The sequence below is a fragment of the Bacilliculturomica massiliensis genome (assembly GCF_900605495.1).
Taxonomy (GTDB): domain Bacteria; phylum Bacillota; class Clostridia; order Peptostreptococcales; family Anaerovoracaceae; genus Bacilliculturomica; species Bacilliculturomica massiliensis.
This window is the reverse complement of record NZ_LR027603.1, coordinates 755796-774390: the sequence shown is the minus strand read 5'-3', so window position 1 is coordinate 774390 and position 18595 is coordinate 755796. Positions and strand designations below refer to the sequence as shown.

Annotated in this window: 19 protein-coding genes and 1 tRNA gene; 3 read left to right on the top strand and 17 right to left on the bottom strand. The window is 54.0% G+C overall.

Annotated features, from left to right (window positions below):
- Positions 1–225 precede the first annotated feature (225 nt).
- Entirely contained in the window at positions 226–1368 is a 1143-nt protein-coding gene (locus E0E37_RS12890) for a glycerate kinase family protein (RefSeq protein WP_130863429.1), read from the top strand.
- Between the two features lie 112 nt (positions 1369–1480).
- Here E0E37_RS12890 and sigG read toward each other — a convergent pair whose 3' ends face one another.
- From sigG to infC, 7 genes are all read right to left on the bottom strand, one after another.
- Positions 1481–2251 (bottom strand): RNA polymerase sporulation sigma factor SigG, encoded by a 771-nt coding sequence (gene sigG, locus E0E37_RS12885; RefSeq protein ID WP_330548608.1) that lies wholly within the window; start codon positions 2249–2251, stop codon positions 1481–1483.
- Between the two features lie 195 nt (positions 2252–2446).
- Complete coding sequence (locus E0E37_RS12880; RefSeq protein WP_165445352.1) at positions 2447–3343, bottom strand: MBL fold metallo-hydrolase; 897 nt, start codon at positions 3341–3343, stop codon at positions 2447–2449.
- A gap of 195 nt (positions 3344–3538) precedes the next feature.
- Entirely contained in the window at positions 3539–4240 is a 702-nt protein-coding gene (gene sigE, locus E0E37_RS12875; RefSeq protein ID WP_130864470.1) for an RNA polymerase sporulation sigma factor SigE, read from the bottom strand.
- 16 nt (positions 4241–4256) lie between these two features.
- On the bottom strand, positions 4257–5171 hold the full coding sequence (locus E0E37_RS12870) for a sigma-E processing peptidase SpoIIGA (protein WP_165445351.1): 915 nt from the start codon (positions 5169–5171) through the stop codon (positions 4257–4259).
- A 161-nt stretch (positions 5172–5332) separates the two neighbouring features.
- Positions 5333–5689: a 50S ribosomal protein L20 gene (rplT, locus tag E0E37_RS12865; RefSeq protein WP_130863425.1), complete on the bottom strand. Its 357-nt coding sequence runs from the start codon at positions 5687–5689 to the stop codon at positions 5333–5335.
- 22 nt (positions 5690–5711) lie between these two features.
- Entirely contained in the window at positions 5712–5906 is a 195-nt protein-coding gene (gene rpmI / locus E0E37_RS12860; RefSeq protein WP_130863424.1) for a 50S ribosomal protein L35, read from the bottom strand.
- 20 nt (positions 5907–5926) lie between these two features.
- Positions 5927–6430 (bottom strand): translation initiation factor IF-3, encoded by a 504-nt coding sequence (gene infC / locus E0E37_RS12855; protein ID WP_456298054.1) that lies wholly within the window; start codon positions 6428–6430, stop codon positions 5927–5929.
- A gap of 406 nt (positions 6431–6836) precedes the next feature.
- On the opposite strand from infC, the gene lexA reads away from it, so the two are divergent.
- The gene (lexA, locus tag E0E37_RS12850) at positions 6837–7535 is read left to right on the top strand and encodes a transcriptional repressor LexA (RefSeq protein WP_130863423.1); all 699 of its coding nucleotides are present in this window, start codon (positions 6837–6839) and stop codon (positions 7533–7535) included.
- A 286-nt stretch (positions 7536–7821) separates the two neighbouring features.
- On the opposite strand, the gene E0E37_RS12845 is transcribed toward lexA, so the two are convergent.
- From E0E37_RS12845 to E0E37_RS12810, 8 genes are all read right to left on the bottom strand, one after another.
- Positions 7822–8427 carry a Type 1 glutamine amidotransferase-like domain-containing protein gene (locus E0E37_RS12845; RefSeq protein WP_130863422.1) on the bottom strand — a complete coding sequence of 202 codons (606 nt, stop codon included), beginning with the start codon at positions 8425–8427 and terminating at the stop codon, positions 7822–7824.
- Between the two features lie 48 nt (positions 8428–8475).
- Positions 8476–9069, bottom strand: coding sequence for a lysine exporter LysO family protein (locus E0E37_RS12840; protein ID WP_246019729.1), 594 nt, complete (start codon positions 9067–9069; stop codon positions 8476–8478).
- On the bottom strand, positions 9062–9367 hold the full coding sequence (locus E0E37_RS18915; protein ID WP_246019728.1) for a LysO family transporter: 306 nt from the start codon (positions 9365–9367) through the stop codon (positions 9062–9064). Before E0E37_RS18915 ends, E0E37_RS12840 begins: the two co-directional genes overlap by 8 nt.
- 65 nt (positions 9368–9432) lie before the next feature.
- Positions 9433–10917, bottom strand: a complete 1485-nt coding sequence (locus E0E37_RS12835; RefSeq protein WP_165445350.1) for an N-acetylmuramoyl-L-alanine amidase family protein — start codon at positions 10915–10917, stop codon at positions 9433–9435.
- A gap of 116 nt (positions 10918–11033) precedes the next feature.
- Positions 11034–12128: a KamA family radical SAM protein gene (locus tag E0E37_RS12830; RefSeq protein WP_130863420.1), complete on the bottom strand. Its 1095-nt coding sequence runs from the start codon at positions 12126–12128 to the stop codon at positions 11034–11036.
- Between the two features lie 420 nt (positions 12129–12548).
- A complete protein-coding gene (locus E0E37_RS12820; RefSeq protein WP_130863418.1) occupies positions 12549–13403 on the bottom strand; it encodes a YlmH family RNA-binding protein in 855 nt (284 codons plus the stop codon).
- Positions 13404–13607: 204 nt separating this feature from the next.
- Positions 13608–15014 carry a DUF2812 domain-containing protein gene (locus E0E37_RS12815; RefSeq protein ID WP_130863417.1) on the bottom strand — a complete coding sequence of 469 codons (1407 nt, stop codon included), beginning with the start codon at positions 15012–15014 and terminating at the stop codon, positions 13608–13610.
- Positions 15011–15337 carry a PadR family transcriptional regulator gene (locus tag E0E37_RS12810; RefSeq protein WP_130863416.1) on the bottom strand — a complete coding sequence of 109 codons (327 nt, stop codon included), beginning with the start codon at positions 15335–15337 and terminating at the stop codon, positions 15011–15013. Before E0E37_RS12810 ends, E0E37_RS12815 begins: the two co-directional genes overlap by 4 nt.
- A gap of 328 nt (positions 15338–15665) precedes the next feature.
- On the opposite strand from E0E37_RS12810, the gene E0E37_RS12805 reads away from it, so the two are divergent.
- Positions 15666–16664: a nucleoid-associated protein gene (locus tag E0E37_RS12805; RefSeq protein ID WP_165445349.1), complete on the top strand. Its 999-nt coding sequence runs from the start codon at positions 15666–15668 to the stop codon at positions 16662–16664.
- A 741-nt stretch (positions 16665–17405) separates the two neighbouring features.
- Here the strand turns inward: E0E37_RS12805 and E0E37_RS12800 are convergent.
- Positions 17406–17482, bottom strand: a tRNA-Val gene (locus E0E37_RS12800).
- Positions 17483–17696: 214 nt separating this feature from the next.
- Positions 17697–18593 (bottom strand): YitT family protein, encoded by an 897-nt coding sequence (locus E0E37_RS12795; RefSeq protein ID WP_130863414.1) that lies wholly within the window; start codon positions 18591–18593, stop codon positions 17697–17699.
- Positions 18594–18595: the final 2 nt, after the last annotated feature.

Sequence of the window (18595 nt, the reverse complement as noted above, 5' to 3'; positions counted from 1 at the left end):
TTTATTTCAATAATTTTTTATAATTTTCAAACTTCTAAGCGTTTTTTGTATTTTATCCACATTTTTTTGTGCTTTCATCCGTTTTCTCTGCAATATCTTAGAAATTTTATTTCAATAGTGAAATATTTTTTCATTCCAGCCTTGACGGAAACGCAGATACCGATTGCGCCGTTCTCTCTCCTGTGGTATGGTAACCTCAGAAATTCAAGAAAGTGGGGAAATCAAATGAAAAAAATCATCCTTGCGCCGGATTCGTTCAAAGGCACTCTTTCCTCTATACAGATCTGCAATATTATGAAAGAAGAGATCCTGGCCGTCTTCCCCGACTGCCAGGTGACCGCCCTTCCCGTGGCCGACGGAGGCGAAGGCACCTGCGACTGCTTCCTTCAGGCCCTCCCGGGAGAAAAAGTATCCGCGGCCGTAAAGGGTCCGTATTTTGAAGATATCGAGTCCTTTTACTGCCTCATGGACGGCGGAAGGACCGCCGTAGTCGAAATGGCCGCCGCGGCCGGCCTTCCCATGGTAAAAGACAGGCGGGATCCGCTTCTGACCACCACTTACGGAGTGGGACAGCTGATCCGTCACGCGGTGGCGGCCGGAGCCCGGGATGTGGTGGTGGGGATCGGCGGCAGCGCCACCAACGACGGCGGAGCCGGCATGGCCGCAGCTCTGGGCGTGATCTTTCGCGACAGCGAAGGACGGACATTCGTTCCTGTGGGAGGCACCCTGAAGGATATCGCTGAGATCGACGCCGCTCCCGCAAAAAATCTTCTGAAGGGCGTGCGTCTGAGAGCCATGTGCGATGTGGACAATCCCCTGTACGGTCCTGACGGCGCCGCCTATGTCTTTGGCCCTCAAAAGGGCGCCGACGAGGTCATGGTCAGACAGCTGGACGAGGGTCTGTGCCATCTGGGCGCCCTTCTGGCCCGCATTCCCGGAAAGGAGCAGGTCTGCGGGCTTCCCGGAGCCGGAGCAGCCGGCGGAATGGGCGGCGGAATGTACGCCATGCTGGATTTCGATCTTACTCCCGGCATCGAGGCCGTGCTGGACGTGGTCGGCTTTGATTCCCTCCTGCCGGGCTGTGATCTGATCTTCACAGGCGAAGGACGCATCGACGAGCAAAGTCTTCACGGCAAAGTGGCCTCCGGCATCGCCCGCCGCGCCAGGAAAGCCGGAGTACCCGTGTGCGCCATCGTAGGCGGCGCGCTGGACGACGGACTCTCCGGAGCCGCCAGTATGGGTATCTCCTCTATCCTCACCATCAACCGGCAGGCCATACCCTTCTCCCAGTCAAAGGATCTGGCCCCGCAGTTCCTGCGCTATACCATCCGCAACCTTATGCAGCTCCTCCGGGCCTGCGGAAGCTGAAGGCGGCGCGGCGGAAAACGCGTCAAAAAATATAAAATGCCCCGCAGGTTTAAAATACAGACCTGCGGGGCATTGATCGTGCGGAATATATGGTGAGGCGGGAGAACAGCCGCTAAACATATTTGCGCATATATTTCAGCGCGTTCTTTTCGAGGCGGCTGACCTGAGCCTGGCTGATCCCGATCTCTTCGGCCACCTCCATCTGCGTCTTTCCGTCGAAAAAACGCATGGTGAGGATGTGTCTCTCTCTGGGCGCCAGCTTTTTCATGGCCTCCGAGAGCGTGATGTCCTCCACCCATTTCGCGTCCGTGTTTTTCGTGTCCTTTACCTGATCCATGACGTAGATCGCGTCCCCGTCGTCGTGGAACACCGGTTCAAACAGAGAGATCGGATCCTGGATCGAATCCAGCGCCAGTACCACGTCCTCTCTGGGCAGTCCCAGTTCCTTGGCGATCTCCGCCACAGTGGGTTCCTTCTGATGAAGTTTGATCAGTTTTTCCTTTGCCTGCAGCGCCTTGTAGGCCGTGTCCCGCAGGGACCGGCTGACCCGGATAGCGTTGTTGTCCCGCAGGTATCTGCGGATCTCGCCGATGATCATCGGCACCGCGTAAGTGGAAAAACGCACCTCGTGTTTTGTATCAAAATTGTCCAGCGCCTTGATCAGGCCGATACAGCCTACCTGAAACAGGTCGTCCGGATTTTCCCCCCTGTTGTTGAAGCGTTGTATTACGCTGAGCACCAAACGCAGATTTCCTCTGATAAACTCGTCCCTTGTTTCACTGTCCCCCCCTTTTATCTTCTCTATCATCTCTTTCATCTCAGCATCCTTATAAACAGGAAGCTTTGATGTATTTACACCGCAAATTTCTACTTTGCTTGCCATCATAAAAGGTCCTCCGCATTCCGTTCTGCCCCCCTAAGCACCGGCCGCTTTTCTGCCGCAGCCGCACTTCATGCGTTCACTTTTATTTATGTACTTTTTGGACCTTTTTTATCCCGGATTTCCTTTATCTTTTTTCCATCTCTCCGCTTTTTCCAGCCCGCTTTCCGGCAATTTTTTCCGCCGGTCATCTCTCCGTCACCTGGCCTGACGGACCACGGAAAAACCGTCGAAGAAATATTCGATCAGGCGCTTTCCGCCCTCTGTAAAGACCCTGCTGGGCACTTCTGTTTCCGCTCCGCTTTCGCTCTCAGCCGACGTGATCCATTCCATGGCCCCGGCAGCCTCCGTCAGTTTTTCCACGCCCGCCGAAAGCTCATTGTGAGAACAGTACAGCCTTTCCGCTTCCGGAGCGGCCTCCCGCGCGTGCAGAAGCGATCTCCGGTACCGGGGCAGATCCGCCTCGTCAAAATGCGCGTACAGCGCCGCCAGATAAAACGTGTCCCCCGTAAACAGTATACGGTGTGCCCCGTCGTACAGCATGATGCTGTCCTCGCTGTGCCCCGGCGTATGGATGACCTGCAGAGTGCGGCCGCCCAGATCGATCCGGTCTCCCTCCACGGTTTCCTCCGTCCGATAAGGAGGTATCTGAAACTCTTCCGGCAGAAAACCTTCCGGGTACCCTCCCCGAAAGGCCTCTTCCTTCAGCTGATCTCCCAACTGCTCGCCCCTCCTGCCACAGCGCGCCGCCTGCCGCGACGCCTCCGTGGAAAAAGCAAGGACCGGCTCAAAACGCCAATTGTTTCCAATGTGATCGGCATGACAATGACTGTTGACCGCCGCCACGCTCCTGCCGCCGGCCAGTTCCTCCACCAGCGGTTTTATATTGCAAAAACCCAGACCGGTATCAAACAGCAGCGCTTTCTCCCTTCCCAGGATCAGATAACTGTTCACTTCCTGAAAATGCCTTGGCTCGCAGATCGCGAATACCTCTCCCGGAAGTTCATATACCTCAAACCAGCCCTGATCGTTTTTCACGTCCACTCTCTCATAATTTTTATAATACGCCCTCGGGCTGCTCTCGCTCCACTTCATCCTGCCAATCCTTTCTGCCTGCATAGCTTTTTATCCTTTGCCAAAAAGACCGCTGTCAACCTATTATAACCCAATGCCCGCCGTCCGCACAACATCGGCAAAGGACTGCGGAGAAAAAACGGCGGCGCATGCGCTTTGCCGCCCATGATCGTTCCCCAAAATAAGAACCGGAATGCCCCTGCACTCCGGTCCCTTTCATCCCAGCTTCTTGATTTCTTTTCTCAGTCTGACTATGATCTTTTTTTCCAGTCGGGAAATGTAGGACTGGGATATGCCCAGACGGTCCGCCACTTCTTTCTGCGTCATCTCCCGGCCTGTTTTCAGTCCGAAACGCATCTCCATGATCTGCCGTTCTCTCGGCGAGAGCTGGTGCAGCGCGTAGCCCAAAAGTCCGCGGTTTACTTCCTCCTCGATATGATTGTACACGATATCGTTGTCCGTGCCCAAAATGTCCGACAGCAGCAGCTCATTTCCGTCCCAGTCCACGTTCAGGGGTTCGTCGAAAGATACCTCGGACCTGTTTTTGTTGTTCCTGCGCAGATACATGAGTATTTCATTTTCGATGCAGCGGGAAGCATAGGTAGCCAGCTTGATGTTTCGGTCGGGCTTGAATGTATTCACCGCTTTGATCAGTCCGATGGTGCCTATGGAGATCAGGTCTTCCACGTTGACCCCTGCGTTTTCGAACTTCTTGGCGATATAGACCACCAGCCGCAGGTTCCTCTCGATGAGAACAGTACGCACCGCCTCCCCGTTCTCCGGCAGCTGTGACAGCAGCTCTCTCTCTTCTTCCAGCGACAGCGGCGGCGGAAGCACGTCGCTGCCGCCTATGTAAAAAACCTGTCTCGGCTTTTTTCGGAAGCGGAACCAGATCCACCTGTGGACCAGCGCGCTCATGGCTTTTCGTAATTCTTTAATCATTGCAGACCAGTCCTCCTTTCGCCCGATCCGCGTGCATCAGAATGCCGTATGGCTCCCCCAACGCGCCGCATCCGAAACCGCCGTGATAGACCCCCAGAATAATGTCCTCCCTCATTTCCATTTCCCCCTCTTTCATAATCTCTATGTAGTCCGGCCTCACGCCGAGAAGCATTCCTTTTTCCGTCCCCACCGCGCTGTAAGGTATCAGGCGCAGCCTGCCGCACAGAACTCCGTCTGCCAGTATGGTCATGAGCTTTTTGGGATCGCTTTCCATTCGCAGCATCGCCGCGGTCTCCGATGAAAACAATTCACCCAGCACGCTTTCCGCCATGAGCCACACCGGCCTTCCCGTCACCGGGTCCGACAGAAAATTTCCCGTATCCAGAAGTCCCAGCAGCGCCGCCTTTCTGCCGTTTAAATAAACGTTCACGCGGTCCGTAGTCCTGTTTTCCATCCGCCTGCCCTTCATGAGATCCGCCACCAGCCGCAGCATGAGATACGCGGCCGCGGCCGTCATGGTCACCAGCAGATAGCCCGAGGCGCCCATGTAGAAGGCGCCGTTGGCGCTGACCCCCGTCACGCCGAACCCGTACATGAGCCCGATGGTGATCCCTCCTATGGCAAAGCTGACAAAAAAGAAAAGAAGCACCATTTTTAAGAGCGCCCTGCGTTTTTTCAGCCCGAAGACCAGAAGTACGATCGTAAAAGAAAACGCCAGCTTTAAAGCCAGCGACGGCAGCACGTGCATCGGCACGAAGATCAGGAAGGCGTAGAGTCCGCAGCACGCTCCGCCCAGGCCCAGCCGCAGCCGGGCGGCCCGGACGCCTGAAAACACCTGGGTCAGATGCAGGATCATCAGCCCTGTCGCCAGATTCTCCAGAAACAGATATTCCCCGTAAATTACCACATAAAAAACCCCCTCCCGCTCTATAAGTAATTATAGACGTAAGAAGGGGGGTATTTTTGTCAAAAGGGCTTGTCGAAGCCTTCTTTTTAATGTCGAATCCGCCCACGGTCTCTCAGAACCGTTTTCACGCGGATCCCCTGCCAAGCATCTCTGCCTGCAGTCTATTTCGCAGCTGCTTTCGCCGTCTCAGCCAGCTTCGCAAAGCCTGCGGGATCGTAGATAGCCATCTCGGACAGCATCTTTCTGTTGATCTCGATGCCGGAGACCTTCAGCCCGTTCATCAGCTTGCTGTAGGAGAGTCCGTTCATTCTGGCCGCAGCGTTGATTCTTGCGATCCAGAGTCTTCTGTACTCTCTCTTCTTGTTCTTTCTGCCCACGTATGCGGAACGCAGGGATCTCATGACAGCCGGATTGGCCGCTCTGAAGATCTTGCTCTTCGCACCGTAAAATCCCTTAGCCAGCTTTAATACTTTCTTATGTTTTTTCTTTGCGTTGATTGCTTTTTTAACTCTTGCCATTTTTCCTTACCTCCTGAATTTTCTACACGTTCAATACGGACTTGATTCTCTTGTGGTCCGCGCTTCCAAGAATAGTGGACTTTCTCAGCCCTCTTTTTCTCTTCGTGCTTTTCTTAGTAAGAATGTGGCTTTTGTAAGCTTTATGTCTTGCTACTTTGCCGGTTCCGGTAATTTTAAATCTCTTCATTGCTCCCCTGTGGGACTTCATCTTTGCCATTGCGTTTTTCCTCCTGTTTTTTATGACTGTTTTTCAGCTTTAGGGGTTAATATCATAGACAGGCTTCTGCCTTCCATCTCCGGTCTTTTTTCCGGAGTTCCGGCTTCCGCAGCCAATTCTGCAAAACGTTCCATCGTCTTCTGTCCCTGAGCGATGTGACCCATCTCTCTTCCGCGAAAACGAAGACTGACTTTAACCTTATCACCGCTTTTCAGGAATTTGATCGCATTGTTCGCTTTCACGGTGAGGTCGTGTTCTTCCGTAAAGATACCGAGGCGCACTTCCTTGACCTGATAGCTCTTCTGCTTTTTCTTCGCCTCTTTTTCCTTCTTCTGCTGCTCGTAGCGGTACTTCCCATAATCGAGAAGCTTGCACACGGGCGGCTTGGCGTTGGGCGAGATATTTACCAGGTCCAGCTTGGCCTCGTTTGCTTTTTCCATGGCTTCTTCAATACTGACGACACCCAGCTGTGTACCGTCGCTCGCGATCAATCTAACTTCCCTTGCACGAATTTCTTCGTTGATCAGATTATCCTTGCTAATTGTTTTGCACCTCCTACTGCATTTAAAAAGGCGGATTACACAAGTATCCGCCTCAAAAAAACGCCTGTCCGGCTGTTCTTTCATCATTGACCTTACGAGCCTGCGCTGTAAGGTGAGAAGCGGAAACTTCTTCTTCCTACTTGAAATACATTACCACCTTCAGTCGGCCATGTCAAGCACTTTCTTGTTCTGCTCAGAACATGTGTTTACATTTTGTTCTTTTTATGTTATTCTAATATTACTCAAATCATACGCCTTTTCCCCGGTCCATCTGCGCCGGTCCTCCCTTCAGGAGAGATCAGCCGCCGAATGCCGGCGGGACGGCGGACGTATCTGTCAGGCCGTAACACACTGCAGAAAAGCGCGTGAACTTTTTAAGGAGGAACGAATGGACCAGCTGAAAGACCGCGAAAAAAGAATACTGGCATACATGAAATCAGAGATCCAGAAAAAAGGCTATCCGCCCACCGTACGGGAGATGTGCCAGTCCCTCGGCATCAAATCCACATCCACCGCCCACAAGGATCTGGCCAATCTGGAGCGAAAGGGCTACATCCGCAAAGATCCGGCCAAGCCCAGAGCCATCGAGATCCTCTATAACGATACACAGGAAGGAGACCGGCAGACCCCTGCGGTCTCAGCGCCCGGCCCTGATCCCGATGGAGGACAGCTGCGGGCCGCCGCCAACGCGGAGCGGACCGACGTGGTGGATATTCCCGTCATCGGACGCATTGCCGCCGGCACGCCGATCCTGGCGGAACAGAACGTGGAGGATTCCTTCCCCGTGCCGTCCCGTTACCTGTCCAGAGGAACCAATTTCATGCTCACCGTTCACGGCGACAGCATGATCGAAGCCGGTATTTTCGACGGCGATTACATATTGGTACAGCAGCAGAACACGGCCAACAACGGCGACATCGTTGTGGCCATGATCGACGGCTTCGAGAGCGAAGCCACGGTCAAAACCTTTTATAAGGAAAAAGGCCACATCCGTCTTCAGCCGGAGAACAGCGCCATGAGCCCGATCCTGGTCAAGGATGTGAAGATCCTCGGTCTGGTAAAAGGCGTGTTCCGGTATTTTCATTGATCATTCATAAAACTTAAAATGTGAAAACCTGCCGCGCCTTGAACTGCTTCCCGCGGGAAACGGCCGTTCCACGCTTGGAACTTGAAACTCTACAGGCCATGAAACCGGCAAGGTTCGCGAATAAACAGCAAAGCTTTGGGGGACGAGATTCCTCCAAAGCTTTTTAATATCTCTTCAATTTTATTCTGTGCAGCGATCCCGCAAAACTGGAATTGACCGATCAGAACCAAAAATGGTTCTTGCAAATAATCACACGGCATGGTTGTTTCCGATTCAATGATAATTTTTATGAATCACAACCGACCACCTTTGATAACTGTTTATCAATAATAACTCCTTGTTTGTTGTTAATCGGACAAATTTTCAAATCAGAATAATCGTCAAAAATCCTGGCTGTAATTTTCTTAAACGGTGCTGTGAGATAATGAGGCAGAATATAGAAATCAATCAGGTTCAATCCTATATCATCTTTTTGGGAATAATCCTCTGGTTTTTTATCCATTTGTTCAATATACGAAATGGTTGGCGAACACACAATCGCTCCTGCCGATTCACCAATCATCAATTTTCCTTTCTCCAACTCTTCCATCAACAATTTATCGGCACCCGTTTTTCGTAATTGGTCGATAAGAAAAAACGAATTTCCACCAGTAAAGTATATTACATCCGCATCTTTGAAGAGTGATTTTATTGTTGTGTATTCTTCTGTGGAAATGTCAATTTCTTTCAGGACAGCACCCATTTTCTTAAATAGCTTTCTGGCAGAACCTACATATCCAGTGTACCCTTCATGAATAGAGGCGGTTGTTATAAATGCAATTTTCTTATTTTCAATATCTTCTTTAATTAAATTTCCTACACTAGAAAAGTGTGAGCATAAAAACAATTTCATTAATTTTTTCCTCCTCAAACTTCCAATTTGTCTGCCTGTTTTCTGTCCTCACAGCTCCATGACCAGCGGCACCAGGACCGGCACCGCAAAGCTGAGGACCACTCCCGATGTAATGGAATAGATGGCGATGCGGTCGCTGGTGGCCCCCACCACGATGGGCAGCGTTGTGTCCATGGCCGCCGCCGCGGGCAGCGCGATGCATTCCGTGTGGCCGATGTACTTCGCCACAAATGGGATCAGCACGATGGACAGCACCTCTCTCATGACGTTGGACAAGAAGGACATGGCGGAAAGCGAAGCGGAATACTCCGCCAAAAGCATCGGCGCCAGCGAATACCAGCCCAGTCCGGAAGCCACCGCCATGGTCTCCCGCGGAGAGAGCGGCAGCAGCAGGGAGGACGCCGCCGCAAACACCAGCGTACCCACGATCACGGCCACAGGGAAAAGCAGGACCCGGAATCCCACCTTTTTGATGTCCTCCAGGATCGTCCCCTGCCGTCCAATGTCCAGACCCACCAAAAACAGAAGCAGACACAGCCCCCCTGTGATCAGAGCGCCGCAGGAGCGGACCAGGGCTTCCGGCGCGATGAAGTATCCGGCCAGTATTCCCGCCGTTACGGCGGCCACTATGGATCTAGTCATCTTTTTTCACCCCTTCCCTGTCCAGTCCCATCCACTTTCTCACCAGCCAGAGGCACAGCACAGAGCCTGCCAGAGTGAAAATCGTTATAACAAAAGCCGAAAGGCCGATCTCCTTTAACGAAGAAACGACCTTGTCATCTGCGCCGATCCTGATCCCCAGCGCTGTGATGAGAACCATCAGCGCCAGAAACTGCAGCCGGCCCAGCCATTTATACTCTTTTTCCGGGGACATGGTCCTCGATCCGATCAAAATTCCAGCCGCCATGATTCCAATATACAAAAGCAGCGTTGTGTCCATTCCTTACCTCCACGGGCTGTTCATTCCAGTATTTTCATCCTCTTCAAGGTCCGGTCCCGGGGATGCTAAAACGCTTCCGCGCTGGCGTTCAGCCCCTTGATGATGCCTCTGGCGGCGCCCACTGCGTAAGCTTCTTTAAACTGATCCGTCATCATATACACAAGCTCCGTCGGATTGGAAAGGAACGCTCCCTCAATGATGATCGCCGGCATGACCGATCTGTTCAGCACGGCCAGAGACGGGCTGCTTTTCACGCCTCTGTCCTTCAGCCCGATGGTGGCGATGATCTCCTGATGCACGCTGTCTGCGATGTCCTTGCTCACATAACCGTAGTCTCTGTCCATATTTTTGTTATAGTAATGAACTTCAGTTCCGTTGGGCGTGGAACTCTCATTGGAGTTGTTGTGGACCGCTACATACAGATCCGCCCCCAGCTCGTTGGCCTTGGCCGGTCTGTCGTAGAGCGCCATGGTCGAATCGTCGGAGCGCAGCATGTAGGTCTTCGCCCCCGCGGCCTGCAGAAGCTCGTTCAGCCGCAGCGCAATGGTCAAATTCAGATCTTTCTCATTCTGGAGCACATTCCCGCTGCTGTCTTTTCCCTGAGAACCGGGATCGCTTCCTCCGTGGCCCGGGTCGATGACGATAAGCTTGTCCTGCATGGAAGCCGCCAGCATGGGAATATCCGTCCCCGCCAGGTCCGCCGGACTGCCGTTATTTCCCACGTCTCCCGGCGTGCTTCCGTTTCCGGACGGCCCGCTTCCGCTGTCCTCGCTTTCCTTCAGATCGATGTAAAGAGACGTATTGTCAGCCGACAAACTCACCTCTCCCTCCGCCTTACCGGTGAGATCCACCACCACACGCACGGTGGCCGCCTCAAACTGCGAAAAACGCACCTTGTCGAACATCTCGTTGCCCGCCTCGATGCTGCCTTCTGTCATCCCCTCGGGGATCAGCGCCTGATCCAGCTTCGCGCCGCTGATATCCAGAACGAAACGGTCAGGGGAATCGTACAGTGAATCCTTATATGCAGAAAGCTCTCTGTCCGCCTCAATGATGACGCGGTATGTACCGTTGCTTGTCTCTTCTGTTTCAATACCCGTAATGAGGGCCTTTTCGGTCTTGTCGGGCGTGAAGATCTCCACCACCCTCGTCTCATTGATCCAATTGACCTTGCATCCCAGCTGTTCCGCCACCAGCGCCGCCGGTATCAGCGTGCGGCGGCTGACGATAGTGGGAGCCACGTCCATTTTTATCTCATTGCCATTGACCAGCGCCGTCTTCGAATCGATGGTGAGAAGCACCTCCGTGCCGTCATAACCGATCTTTACCTGACGGGCAGCTTCCAGCCACTCCACGGTTCCGCCCATGGATTCAAACAAAAATTTCGCCGGAACCATCGTGCGCCCCGATATGATCGTCGGCGGCACCTCCGTCTCTATCACTTTTCCGTCCAGTTTCATCGTCACCGGATCCACAGCTGCGAACGCCGCCCCTGTCATGGCGATCATCACTGCAAGGATGAACAGCAAAACGCGCAGTCCTCTCATCATGTTACTCCCCTTTTTCTCCATTTTTCTGCAATCTCGCCCGTCTATTATAACTTATTTCGACGGCAAAATGTATTATGTAAAGGGATTGTAACGTAAATGTAAACGGAGAGGGTCCGCTAATCGATCCAGCAGTCCTCCGGCTTCAGTTTCCGCGTGAATATGGTTCCGATCTGCGCCGGATCCTTGGCCTGATGGAATTTAAAATATCCGGTCCCATCCTCTGCCGTTCCAAGGATCTCGATCTTTCCCCTGCGGTTTGAAAGCGCGTAACGGAAGCATTTCCCCTGTCCGTTCTGCATTGCCTTCGCCTGCTCCACAATGCGGCTGCCCTCCAGGATCGGCACCTGAAATTCATTTTTCACCCCGGTGACCGGCCTGCACTGAAAGACATAATACGGAGCCACTCCCATAGCGGACAGACGGCGCAGCAGAGCGCCCAGCGTCCGCGGATCATCATTGACGCCCCTCAGAAGAACGGTCTGGTTTTTGACGCAGATCCCCATCGTCTGCAGCGTTCTCATCGCCGCCTCCGCCTCCGGCGTCAGCTCCGCCAAATGATTAAACTGGACGATGACATAGATCTGTTTCCTCTTCGCGTAAAAACCCATGAGTTCCTGAAATTCCCGATCCTCTGTGATCCTCTGCGGAAACACCACGGGGATCTTCGTGCCGAAACGGATGAGATCCAGATGGTCCACCCCGGAGAGGTTTTCCAGGTAGGTCCGGATCGTTTCGTTGGAATTGAGCAGCGAATCGCCGCCTGAAACCAGCACGTTAGTCACTTCCTCATGCTCTCTGATATATCGGAAGATCCCGTCCAGATCTCTGGCCACCTCCTGATCCACAGAACCCACCATGCGCTTGCGGAAACAGTATCTGCAATACATGGCGCAGCGGTTTGTGGACAGGATCAGGACCGTCTGCGGATATTTGTGCTGCATGCCCGTGATCACCGTGTTGTCCTGTTCCCCGCTGGTGTCGGCCTCTCCCGCCAGATCGAATTCGCCCAGGGAAGGTATGCTCATTCGGCGGATGGGGTCCGCCTGGTCTTTCCAGTCGATCAGCGACAGATAGTATCTGGGGACCGACATCGGAAAGGTCTCCAACAGCCTGTCGATCTCCCCCAGTTCAGCCTCTTTCAGGTCCGGAACAAAATCCGAAAGTCCCCTGCCGTCGGCTACGTTTTCTAATAGATCTTCTTTCCAGCTCATCGTATCCCCCCCTCGCTTCAGCGCTGCATTCTTCCGTTTTCTGGAAGCGCCAGCCTGTAAAATATCCTGTTTTCCTGTCAAATGTCTCACTTAAAATGAAATGAGATAAGAACAGTTTATCATATTTCAGAATATTTCAAAAGCTCTGGAGGAAGAAAAAATAATTAACAAAAATACCCGCTGTGAGATCCATACGGTTTTATATCGTCCGAACGGGGACCGACCCGGCGGCGGACCAGACGGCAGGCCCTGCAGCAGACCTGGGAGCGGACCACCTGGGAGCGGACCCCGCAGCCGACCTGGGGGCCGACCCGGCGGCGGACCAGACGGCAGACCCTGCAGCAGACCTGGGGGCCGACCCGGCAGCAGATCCGACGGCAGACCTGGGGGCCGAATACCGCATGATCTCCGCCTGCTGTTCTAAAGAAAACGGTCGAAGCGGACAAAGATCCTGTCCTTGCGGGTCTGACCGCCCACCTCTTTCAGCACCGCCTTGCCCTTTCCCCTCAGCACCAGCCGATCCCCTTCCTTCACCGGCGTATCAGGCTTTTGCACCTGCAGTCCGTTGACGAATACCAGCCCTCCGCGGACCGCGTCCGCCGCGCCGGACCGTGAAGTGGAAAACACGGAGGCGATCACGTTGTCCAGCCTGAGCGAAGCCACCGTGTCGCTCTTCTCCTGACGCGCCCCCTCCGGCACGATAAGCTGCGAGACCGGAACGGCAGACAGTTCCAGGCTGGCCCGTCCCGCCTTGCCGTAGTGAAACAGCAGAAACTCCTCTATTTCTTTTGCCGCCAGAATATCTGCGCCGTCTCCCCGCACCAGAATATCTCCGATCATTTCCCTCTTCAGTCCCAGACCCACCAGAGAACCAAGGTAATCCCTGTGAGTCAGCTTTCTGCTCACCGCCGCGCCAGAGGGCGCCACCGCGCGGATCACGGTCAGCGGATCATCTTCGGGGTTTTCCAGAAAAAAGCGGACCGCCGCATCTTCCGGCTCCCCGTCCAGACGTCCCTCTGCGGCCGCCCGGGCGTCTTTCCCCGGGAACTCCACGTAATCCGGAAAAAACACCGCCATCCGCCGCTCCGCATCACCGTATCCGCCGTAGAACGCATACCGCAGTCCTCTGTGCTTCCGGCAGACGCCCTCCGCAAGAGTGCACTGTCTCATATCCAAAAATCCCGTCGTTGTGATCATGTAATGATCCTCGCACTGACGGATCCTGTCCTCGATCTGGGACAGCATAAAATTATCCTCTTTCTTATTCTGATTCAAAGCTGACCTCCCCAACATCCAAATTGCTGCAGCGCGCGCCGCAAAACCCCGATCAGCCAGCGCTCGGGCGACGCACCCCGCGAACATTCAAATTCCTGTGCAACACACTGCAAAACCCCGATCAGTCGTCGCTCAGGCGGTGTATCCGCGCGTACAATCAAATTTCTGAACGCCTGCCGCCAGCCTGCGGCGTCTCATATCCCGTTACCGACGAAGCCCAGCGGCCGCGGCCGCCGCCTGCTCCCGCGTGATCTCCCAGCTGAAGGTCACAGATACGATGCGGTCTTCCCAGCATATCACATACCGGTTCAGCCATGGCTGGCCGCCGCGGTACAGCCGATAGACCGCGTCCGCCTCCCATCCTGTGCTGTCTGTCTTCTCCCAGTACGCCCGTTCCTCCTCCGGTACGTCGTCCTCGTAATCATAGACCTTCAGCGCATCTTCAAGACAGACGCCATACAGCGGCGCAAATTTCACATCTGAAATGGTATAAGACAATTCTGGAACGTCGGAGCCGTCGGGAGGTGCGTCCTGACGGCCCTCATAATATCCCGCCAAAAACGTTTCCCGAGCATCCCACTGGCAGGAATAATGTTCATAATCCACAACGGTCAGATCCTCCACTCTCAGCGGCAGGGGATCGTGATAGATCTCCCATTCCCACATAGTCCCGTCAGGCGCCGCAGACGTATAGATCTCAGGCTGCCGGCTGGAAAACAGCCCCGCGCGCCGGCCCCGCAGTATGCCCACTGTCAGCGCCGCCGTAAGGGCGATGGAAAGCACGATGCAGACCGCTGTCGTAACGGTCCGGTTGACGCTCCCCGGCGCTCTCATCTTCTTCATGATATTTTTTGTTCCGAATACCAGCGCAAGGAGCAGCACCATATAGCCGATCACTGCGGCGGTGATCCACCACGTGTGTGTCTTTAACACGCTGCAAAACCACAAAGCCAGCGAGATCAGAACGATGACCGTCGAGGCTCTGGACAGGGCCCGGTAACGCTGCCCCGGAATGGCGCAGCTCCCGCCTGTCTCCACCGCCCGCTTCGAGCGCCCATACCAGCATGCATAGCCCAACAGGCTGAAGGCGCTGATCACCAGAACGAGCAGCCACAGCAGTCCTGCTGTGAGCGCCGTGCCGTCAGCCAGCCAACGGGCGGGACCGTTCCTAAAATTAAAGGCCTGCATGAACAGCTGAAGCACCGCCAGCCCAGCCAGCAGAATGCTGCTTGGCAGAAAATTCTTCTTCATGGCCCTGTGGATGGCACGCAGTTTTACCCCTTCGTCCGTCTCGATGGGGATCGGCTCCTCCCGTTCGGAATAGAACATCTGCATCTGCGCCCACTCCGCCGCCAGTCGCCAGCCCGCCTCCCCGCAATACTCCAGAAAGGTCTGCTGGTTTTCAGTGGGATAGGGATTGAAATCCGAAGCTTCCGAAAAATAGGTGACGGAAAATCTCAAGCGCCTGGGTTCGATCTTTCGGTATTCCCACCAAAAAGGGGTGACACGGCTGATCAGCCATCCCTTCTCCGCCATCTCCTCCAGGTGTGCGGCGATCCCGCAGTAATCGTAGAACCAGTAATTCTCATACCTTCGTTTCTTTGTTTTCATGGTCTTGCTCCTCCCCCCAGCCGACTGCGCCGATAGTCTTCCGCCAGTTCCAGCAGCCGGCAATACTCCGCGTCCAGCGCCGCAAGCCCCGCCTCCGTGATCAGATAGCTCCGCCTGCGTCCCTCCACCTTTGTCTCGCGGATCATTCCGGCTGTCACGAAATCGTCCAGCAGATGATACAGCGTGCCGGGGCCGATGAGCACCCGGCCTCCCGTCATCGCCCGGACCTGCTCCATAATGTCCATTCCACAGCACTCCGTCTGCAGACATAAGAGGATGTAAAACATCTGTTCCGTCAATGTGCCGAACTTCTCCCGAGCCATCCCTCTGCCCCCTCTCTAATATCGAATATCGTTAATAAGATTATAATATCGATTATCGCTAATGTCAACAGCTTCCTGCGGCCGATTGGGCAGCCGGCGTCTTTCCGCAGAATTTGCCGTAGTCAGCATTGATCAAATATGGTAAAATGGCCCCATGGCGGCTGCTTTACAGATCCCGTGCGCCCGCGGACGCGATGCGTGGACTGCGTGGCGGGAAAAGCGGAGATCGTATCCGCGGATTCCGTGCGGCCACGGACGTGATACGCGGATCTTGCAGATAGCCGTATTTCTGATAAACAAGTGTGAAAACGGAGGTCATATCATATCTATGAGTAAAGATTTTATATTGAGACAGGCCATATTACATATTCTGGATCGCAATGCAGGCGTTCCGGTTCTGTCCGACCGGCTCCTGGATCTGGAGGAAGCCGGCGACTACATCAGCGCCCACATCTCCAGAGCATATCAGGACGAAGACGTCAAGATCATCTCCATACCGGAAAATCCCTGCGACATGTTCACGGAAGTGCAGAAGATGAAGGAGACTCCGGACTGCTTCGTCGATCTGAGCAAACGATTCGCCAACGCTTTTTTCAACGCCATCAGCTCCTGGGACATTCCCCCCTGCGACCTGCTGGTCTCTGAATTTCAGGACGGCAGCGACCGGTTTCTCGCCGTGCTGAAACTGAACTACAAAAGCAGCTACATCCATTTCGTCAATCAATCGGAGGACATCGCCAACACGATCGTCTGCCAGCCCGTATCCCTGCCTTCCGCCTCTCAGAAGATCGACGAGTTTCTCATCTTCGATTTTGCCATGGACAAGGTCTATCTGAAGGAGAAAAAATACAGCATCGACGGACAGAATCAGAGATACATTTCCAGCCAGATCCTGCGCATTCCCGAAGAAAGATCGCCGAAAGAAAAGCTGAATATCGTAAAGAAAGCCATGAAGACCGTGACGGAAAAGTATTATCCCGGCGATCTGAAAAGTGAAATGGATGCGGACAAGACCATCAGCAACGAGTTCAACGTTACCCGCTCCATGCATGTGGACACCCTGGCCGACAGCGTTTCCAAGGGCGTGCCCGCCATCAGGCAGGAATTCTATCAGGAACTTTCCCGTCAGGGGATCGAGGAAGAACATATCGAGCTTCCGGAAAATCTGGACCGGACAGTAAACAAAAAGCGGAAGATCGTTACGGAAGATGGAATTGAGATCAAGCTGCCCCTGTCCATGGTCAACCGGCCGGACAAATTTGAGATCATCAACAACCCGGACGGAACGCTTTCTCTGCTCATTAAGAATGTAGAAATGACGAAATAATACGCGGAATAATCCTCTTTATCTGGGTGTCTGGCTGTCTTGAAGTCCCGCCGATGCAGCCGCAGGAAGAGGGGTATGGGAGGACCGGGGGCGGGCTGTGAGCAGACCCGTGGGTGCCTGTGGGTAGACCGATGGGCGGCCTGTGAGCAGACCGGACTGGGGGCATGCTGTCGGCAGCCTATGAGCAGACCGGGGGACGGCCTGTGAGTGGACTTTGGGCGGCCCGGCAGCGGACCCGGGGTGCGGCCGTGGGTGATATGCAGAATTTTTATTCAAATTCACCTATATGGACTCGTAAAATAGGTGAATTTTAATTATTTAAGCAGATCTCGCCTATTTTCATGTAATAAACTGGATATTTCATGCTGTTTTTCCGGATATTTAGGTGAAAATCGATTTTTTTGGCTGTTTTCACCTATCGCCCGCCGATGGCCCCGCCGGCAGAACACCCATTCCCCGCCAATGGCCCCACCGGCAGACACAACATCCCCCGCTGCAGAGCACCGCCGCCGGAACCCTCAGCTCTGCGCAAGAGCAGGCGCCATTAGGCCAGCCAATCTGCAGTAAACTGAAAACTCCCAACCTACTCCCACACGTTACGCGGGGAGCGCGGTCCCCCTTTTCACATCCCGCAAAACGCAAATGTAAATGCAAAGGCAAAGGCAAGCTGCAGTGTGAGCAATACAGGAAATAAAAAACCGGTCAAACATTGAATTACCAATGATTTGACCGGTTTTTATCTGGTGGGCGGTATTGGGCTCGAACCAACGACCTCTTGCTTGTCGAGCAAGCGCTCTAACCAGCTGAGCTAACTGCCCAAAGACATTTCTTATTATACACGGACAAGCGATAGTTGGCAACTGTTTTTTTAAGATTCCTCGGAAAAGGTTTTTTTCGAGAGCCCGCGGAGACGCAGCACGAAGACGCTGCCCGTGGAGTCGCTGCGCCCGCAGACACTGCCCCCGAAGACGCTGCCCCCGGAGTCGCTGCCCGCAGACACTGCCCCCGAAGACGCTGCCCGTACACGTTTCCTCAGCTTCCACTGATGTCGCTGAAACCTCTCCCATTTCCCCAGACCGTGTCCACGTGAACCACTGTAACAAAAGCCTGACGGTCCAGCTGGGCCACGAACTGCTTGATCAACATGCTCTCCCGGGGCGAACAGATGGTGACGATCTTCATTTTCTTTTCCTTCGAGAACTCACCCATGATCTCCACGTTGGTGATGCCCCGCTGGATCACATTGGAAATATATTCGGCGATCTGTTCCCGCTGATCGCTGATGATCTCCAGCTGCACGACCTTGGGATCAAACCCGAACATGATCATTTCTGAGGACTTGGCGAAAACGATGGTGGAGATCAGCGCGTAGAGCGCGATGTTCGTTCCGAATACGAAGCCGGATGCGATGATGACAGCCCCGTCCACACACATGAGGATCTGCGACAGCCCCACGTGCGGCAGGCATTTCACCTTAATGATCTTGGCTATGGTGTCGGTGCCCCCGGAAGAAAAGCCCCGTTCAAAGACCAGACCGCTTCCCACGCCGGCAATGAGACCGTAGAATACGGAGGCCAGCGTCATGTCTTTCTGCTCCAGCAGCGTAAAATTCAGGTCCTCAAACAACACCAGAAACGCCGGGTACACGATGGTCATGACGATGATCTTTTTCGCCTCCCAGGCCCCCAGTATGATCCAGCATACGACCAGCACCACCAGCGCCAGCACATAGTACATAAGAGAAAAATCGAAATCCACATACTGCTGCAGAATCCGGCACACTCCGGTGATCCCGCCGCCGGAAAGTCCGTTGGGGATCAGCACAGCGTTGGTCGCAAAGGCTCCGATGGCCGAACCGGCAAACACAAACACCATATCGATAATAAATTTTTTCACCGAATCGCCGGTTATCCTGTCCCTGATATTCATCC

Excerpts from the sequence above, each read along its gene's own strand:
- E0E37_RS12815 (WP_130863417.1), bottom strand. The coding sequence starts at position 15,014 with ATGAAAACAAAGAAACGAAGGTATGAGAATTACTGGTTCTACGATTAC.
- E0E37_RS12835 (WP_165445350.1), bottom strand. The coding sequence starts at position 10,917 with ATGATGAGAGGACTGCGCGTTTTGCTGTTCATCCTTGCAGTGATGATC.
- rpmI (WP_130863424.1), bottom strand. The coding sequence starts at position 5,906 with ATGGCAAAGATGAAGTCCCACAGGGGAGCAATGAAGAGATTTAAAATT.
- E0E37_RS12840 (WP_246019729.1), bottom strand. The coding sequence starts at position 9,069 with ATGACTAGATCCATAGTGGCCGCCGTAACGGCGGGAATACTGGCCGGA.
- sigE (WP_130864470.1), bottom strand. The coding sequence starts at position 4,240 with ATGAGCGCGCTGGTCCACAGGTGGATCTGGTTCCGCTTCCGAAAAAAG.
- E0E37_RS12880 (WP_165445352.1), bottom strand. The coding sequence starts at position 3,343 with ATGAAGTGGAGCGAGAGCAGCCCGAGGGCGTATTATAAAAATTATGAG.
- rplT (WP_130863425.1), bottom strand. The coding sequence starts at position 5,689 with ATGGCAAGAGTTAAAAAAGCAATCAACGCAAAGAAAAAACATAAGAAA.
- E0E37_RS12890 (WP_130863429.1), top strand. The coding sequence starts at position 226 with ATGAAAAAAATCATCCTTGCGCCGGATTCGTTCAAAGGCACTCTTTCC.
- E0E37_RS12810 (WP_130863416.1), bottom strand. The coding sequence starts at position 15,337 with ATGGCTCGGGAGAAGTTCGGCACATTGACGGAACAGATGTTTTACATC.
- sigG (WP_330548608.1), bottom strand. The coding sequence starts at position 2,251 with ATGGCAAGCAAAGTAGAAATTTGCGGTGTAAATACATCAAAGCTTCCT.
- E0E37_RS18915 (WP_246019728.1), bottom strand. The coding sequence starts at position 9,367 with ATGGACACAACGCTGCTTTTGTATATTGGAATCATGGCGGCTGGAATT.
- E0E37_RS12845 (WP_130863422.1), bottom strand. The coding sequence starts at position 8,427 with ATGAAATTGTTTTTATGCTCACACTTTTCTAGTGTAGGAAATTTAATT.
- E0E37_RS12805 (WP_165445349.1), top strand. The coding sequence starts at position 15,666 with ATGAGTAAAGATTTTATATTGAGACAGGCCATATTACATATTCTGGAT.
- E0E37_RS12795 (WP_130863414.1), bottom strand. The coding sequence starts at position 18,593 with ATGAATATCAGGGACAGGATAACCGGCGATTCGGTGAAAAAATTTATT.
- E0E37_RS12830 (WP_130863420.1), bottom strand. The coding sequence starts at position 12,128 with ATGAGCTGGAAAGAAGATCTATTAGAAAACGTAGCCGACGGCAGGGGA.
- lexA (WP_130863423.1), top strand. The coding sequence starts at position 6,837 with ATGGACCAGCTGAAAGACCGCGAAAAAAGAATACTGGCATACATGAAA.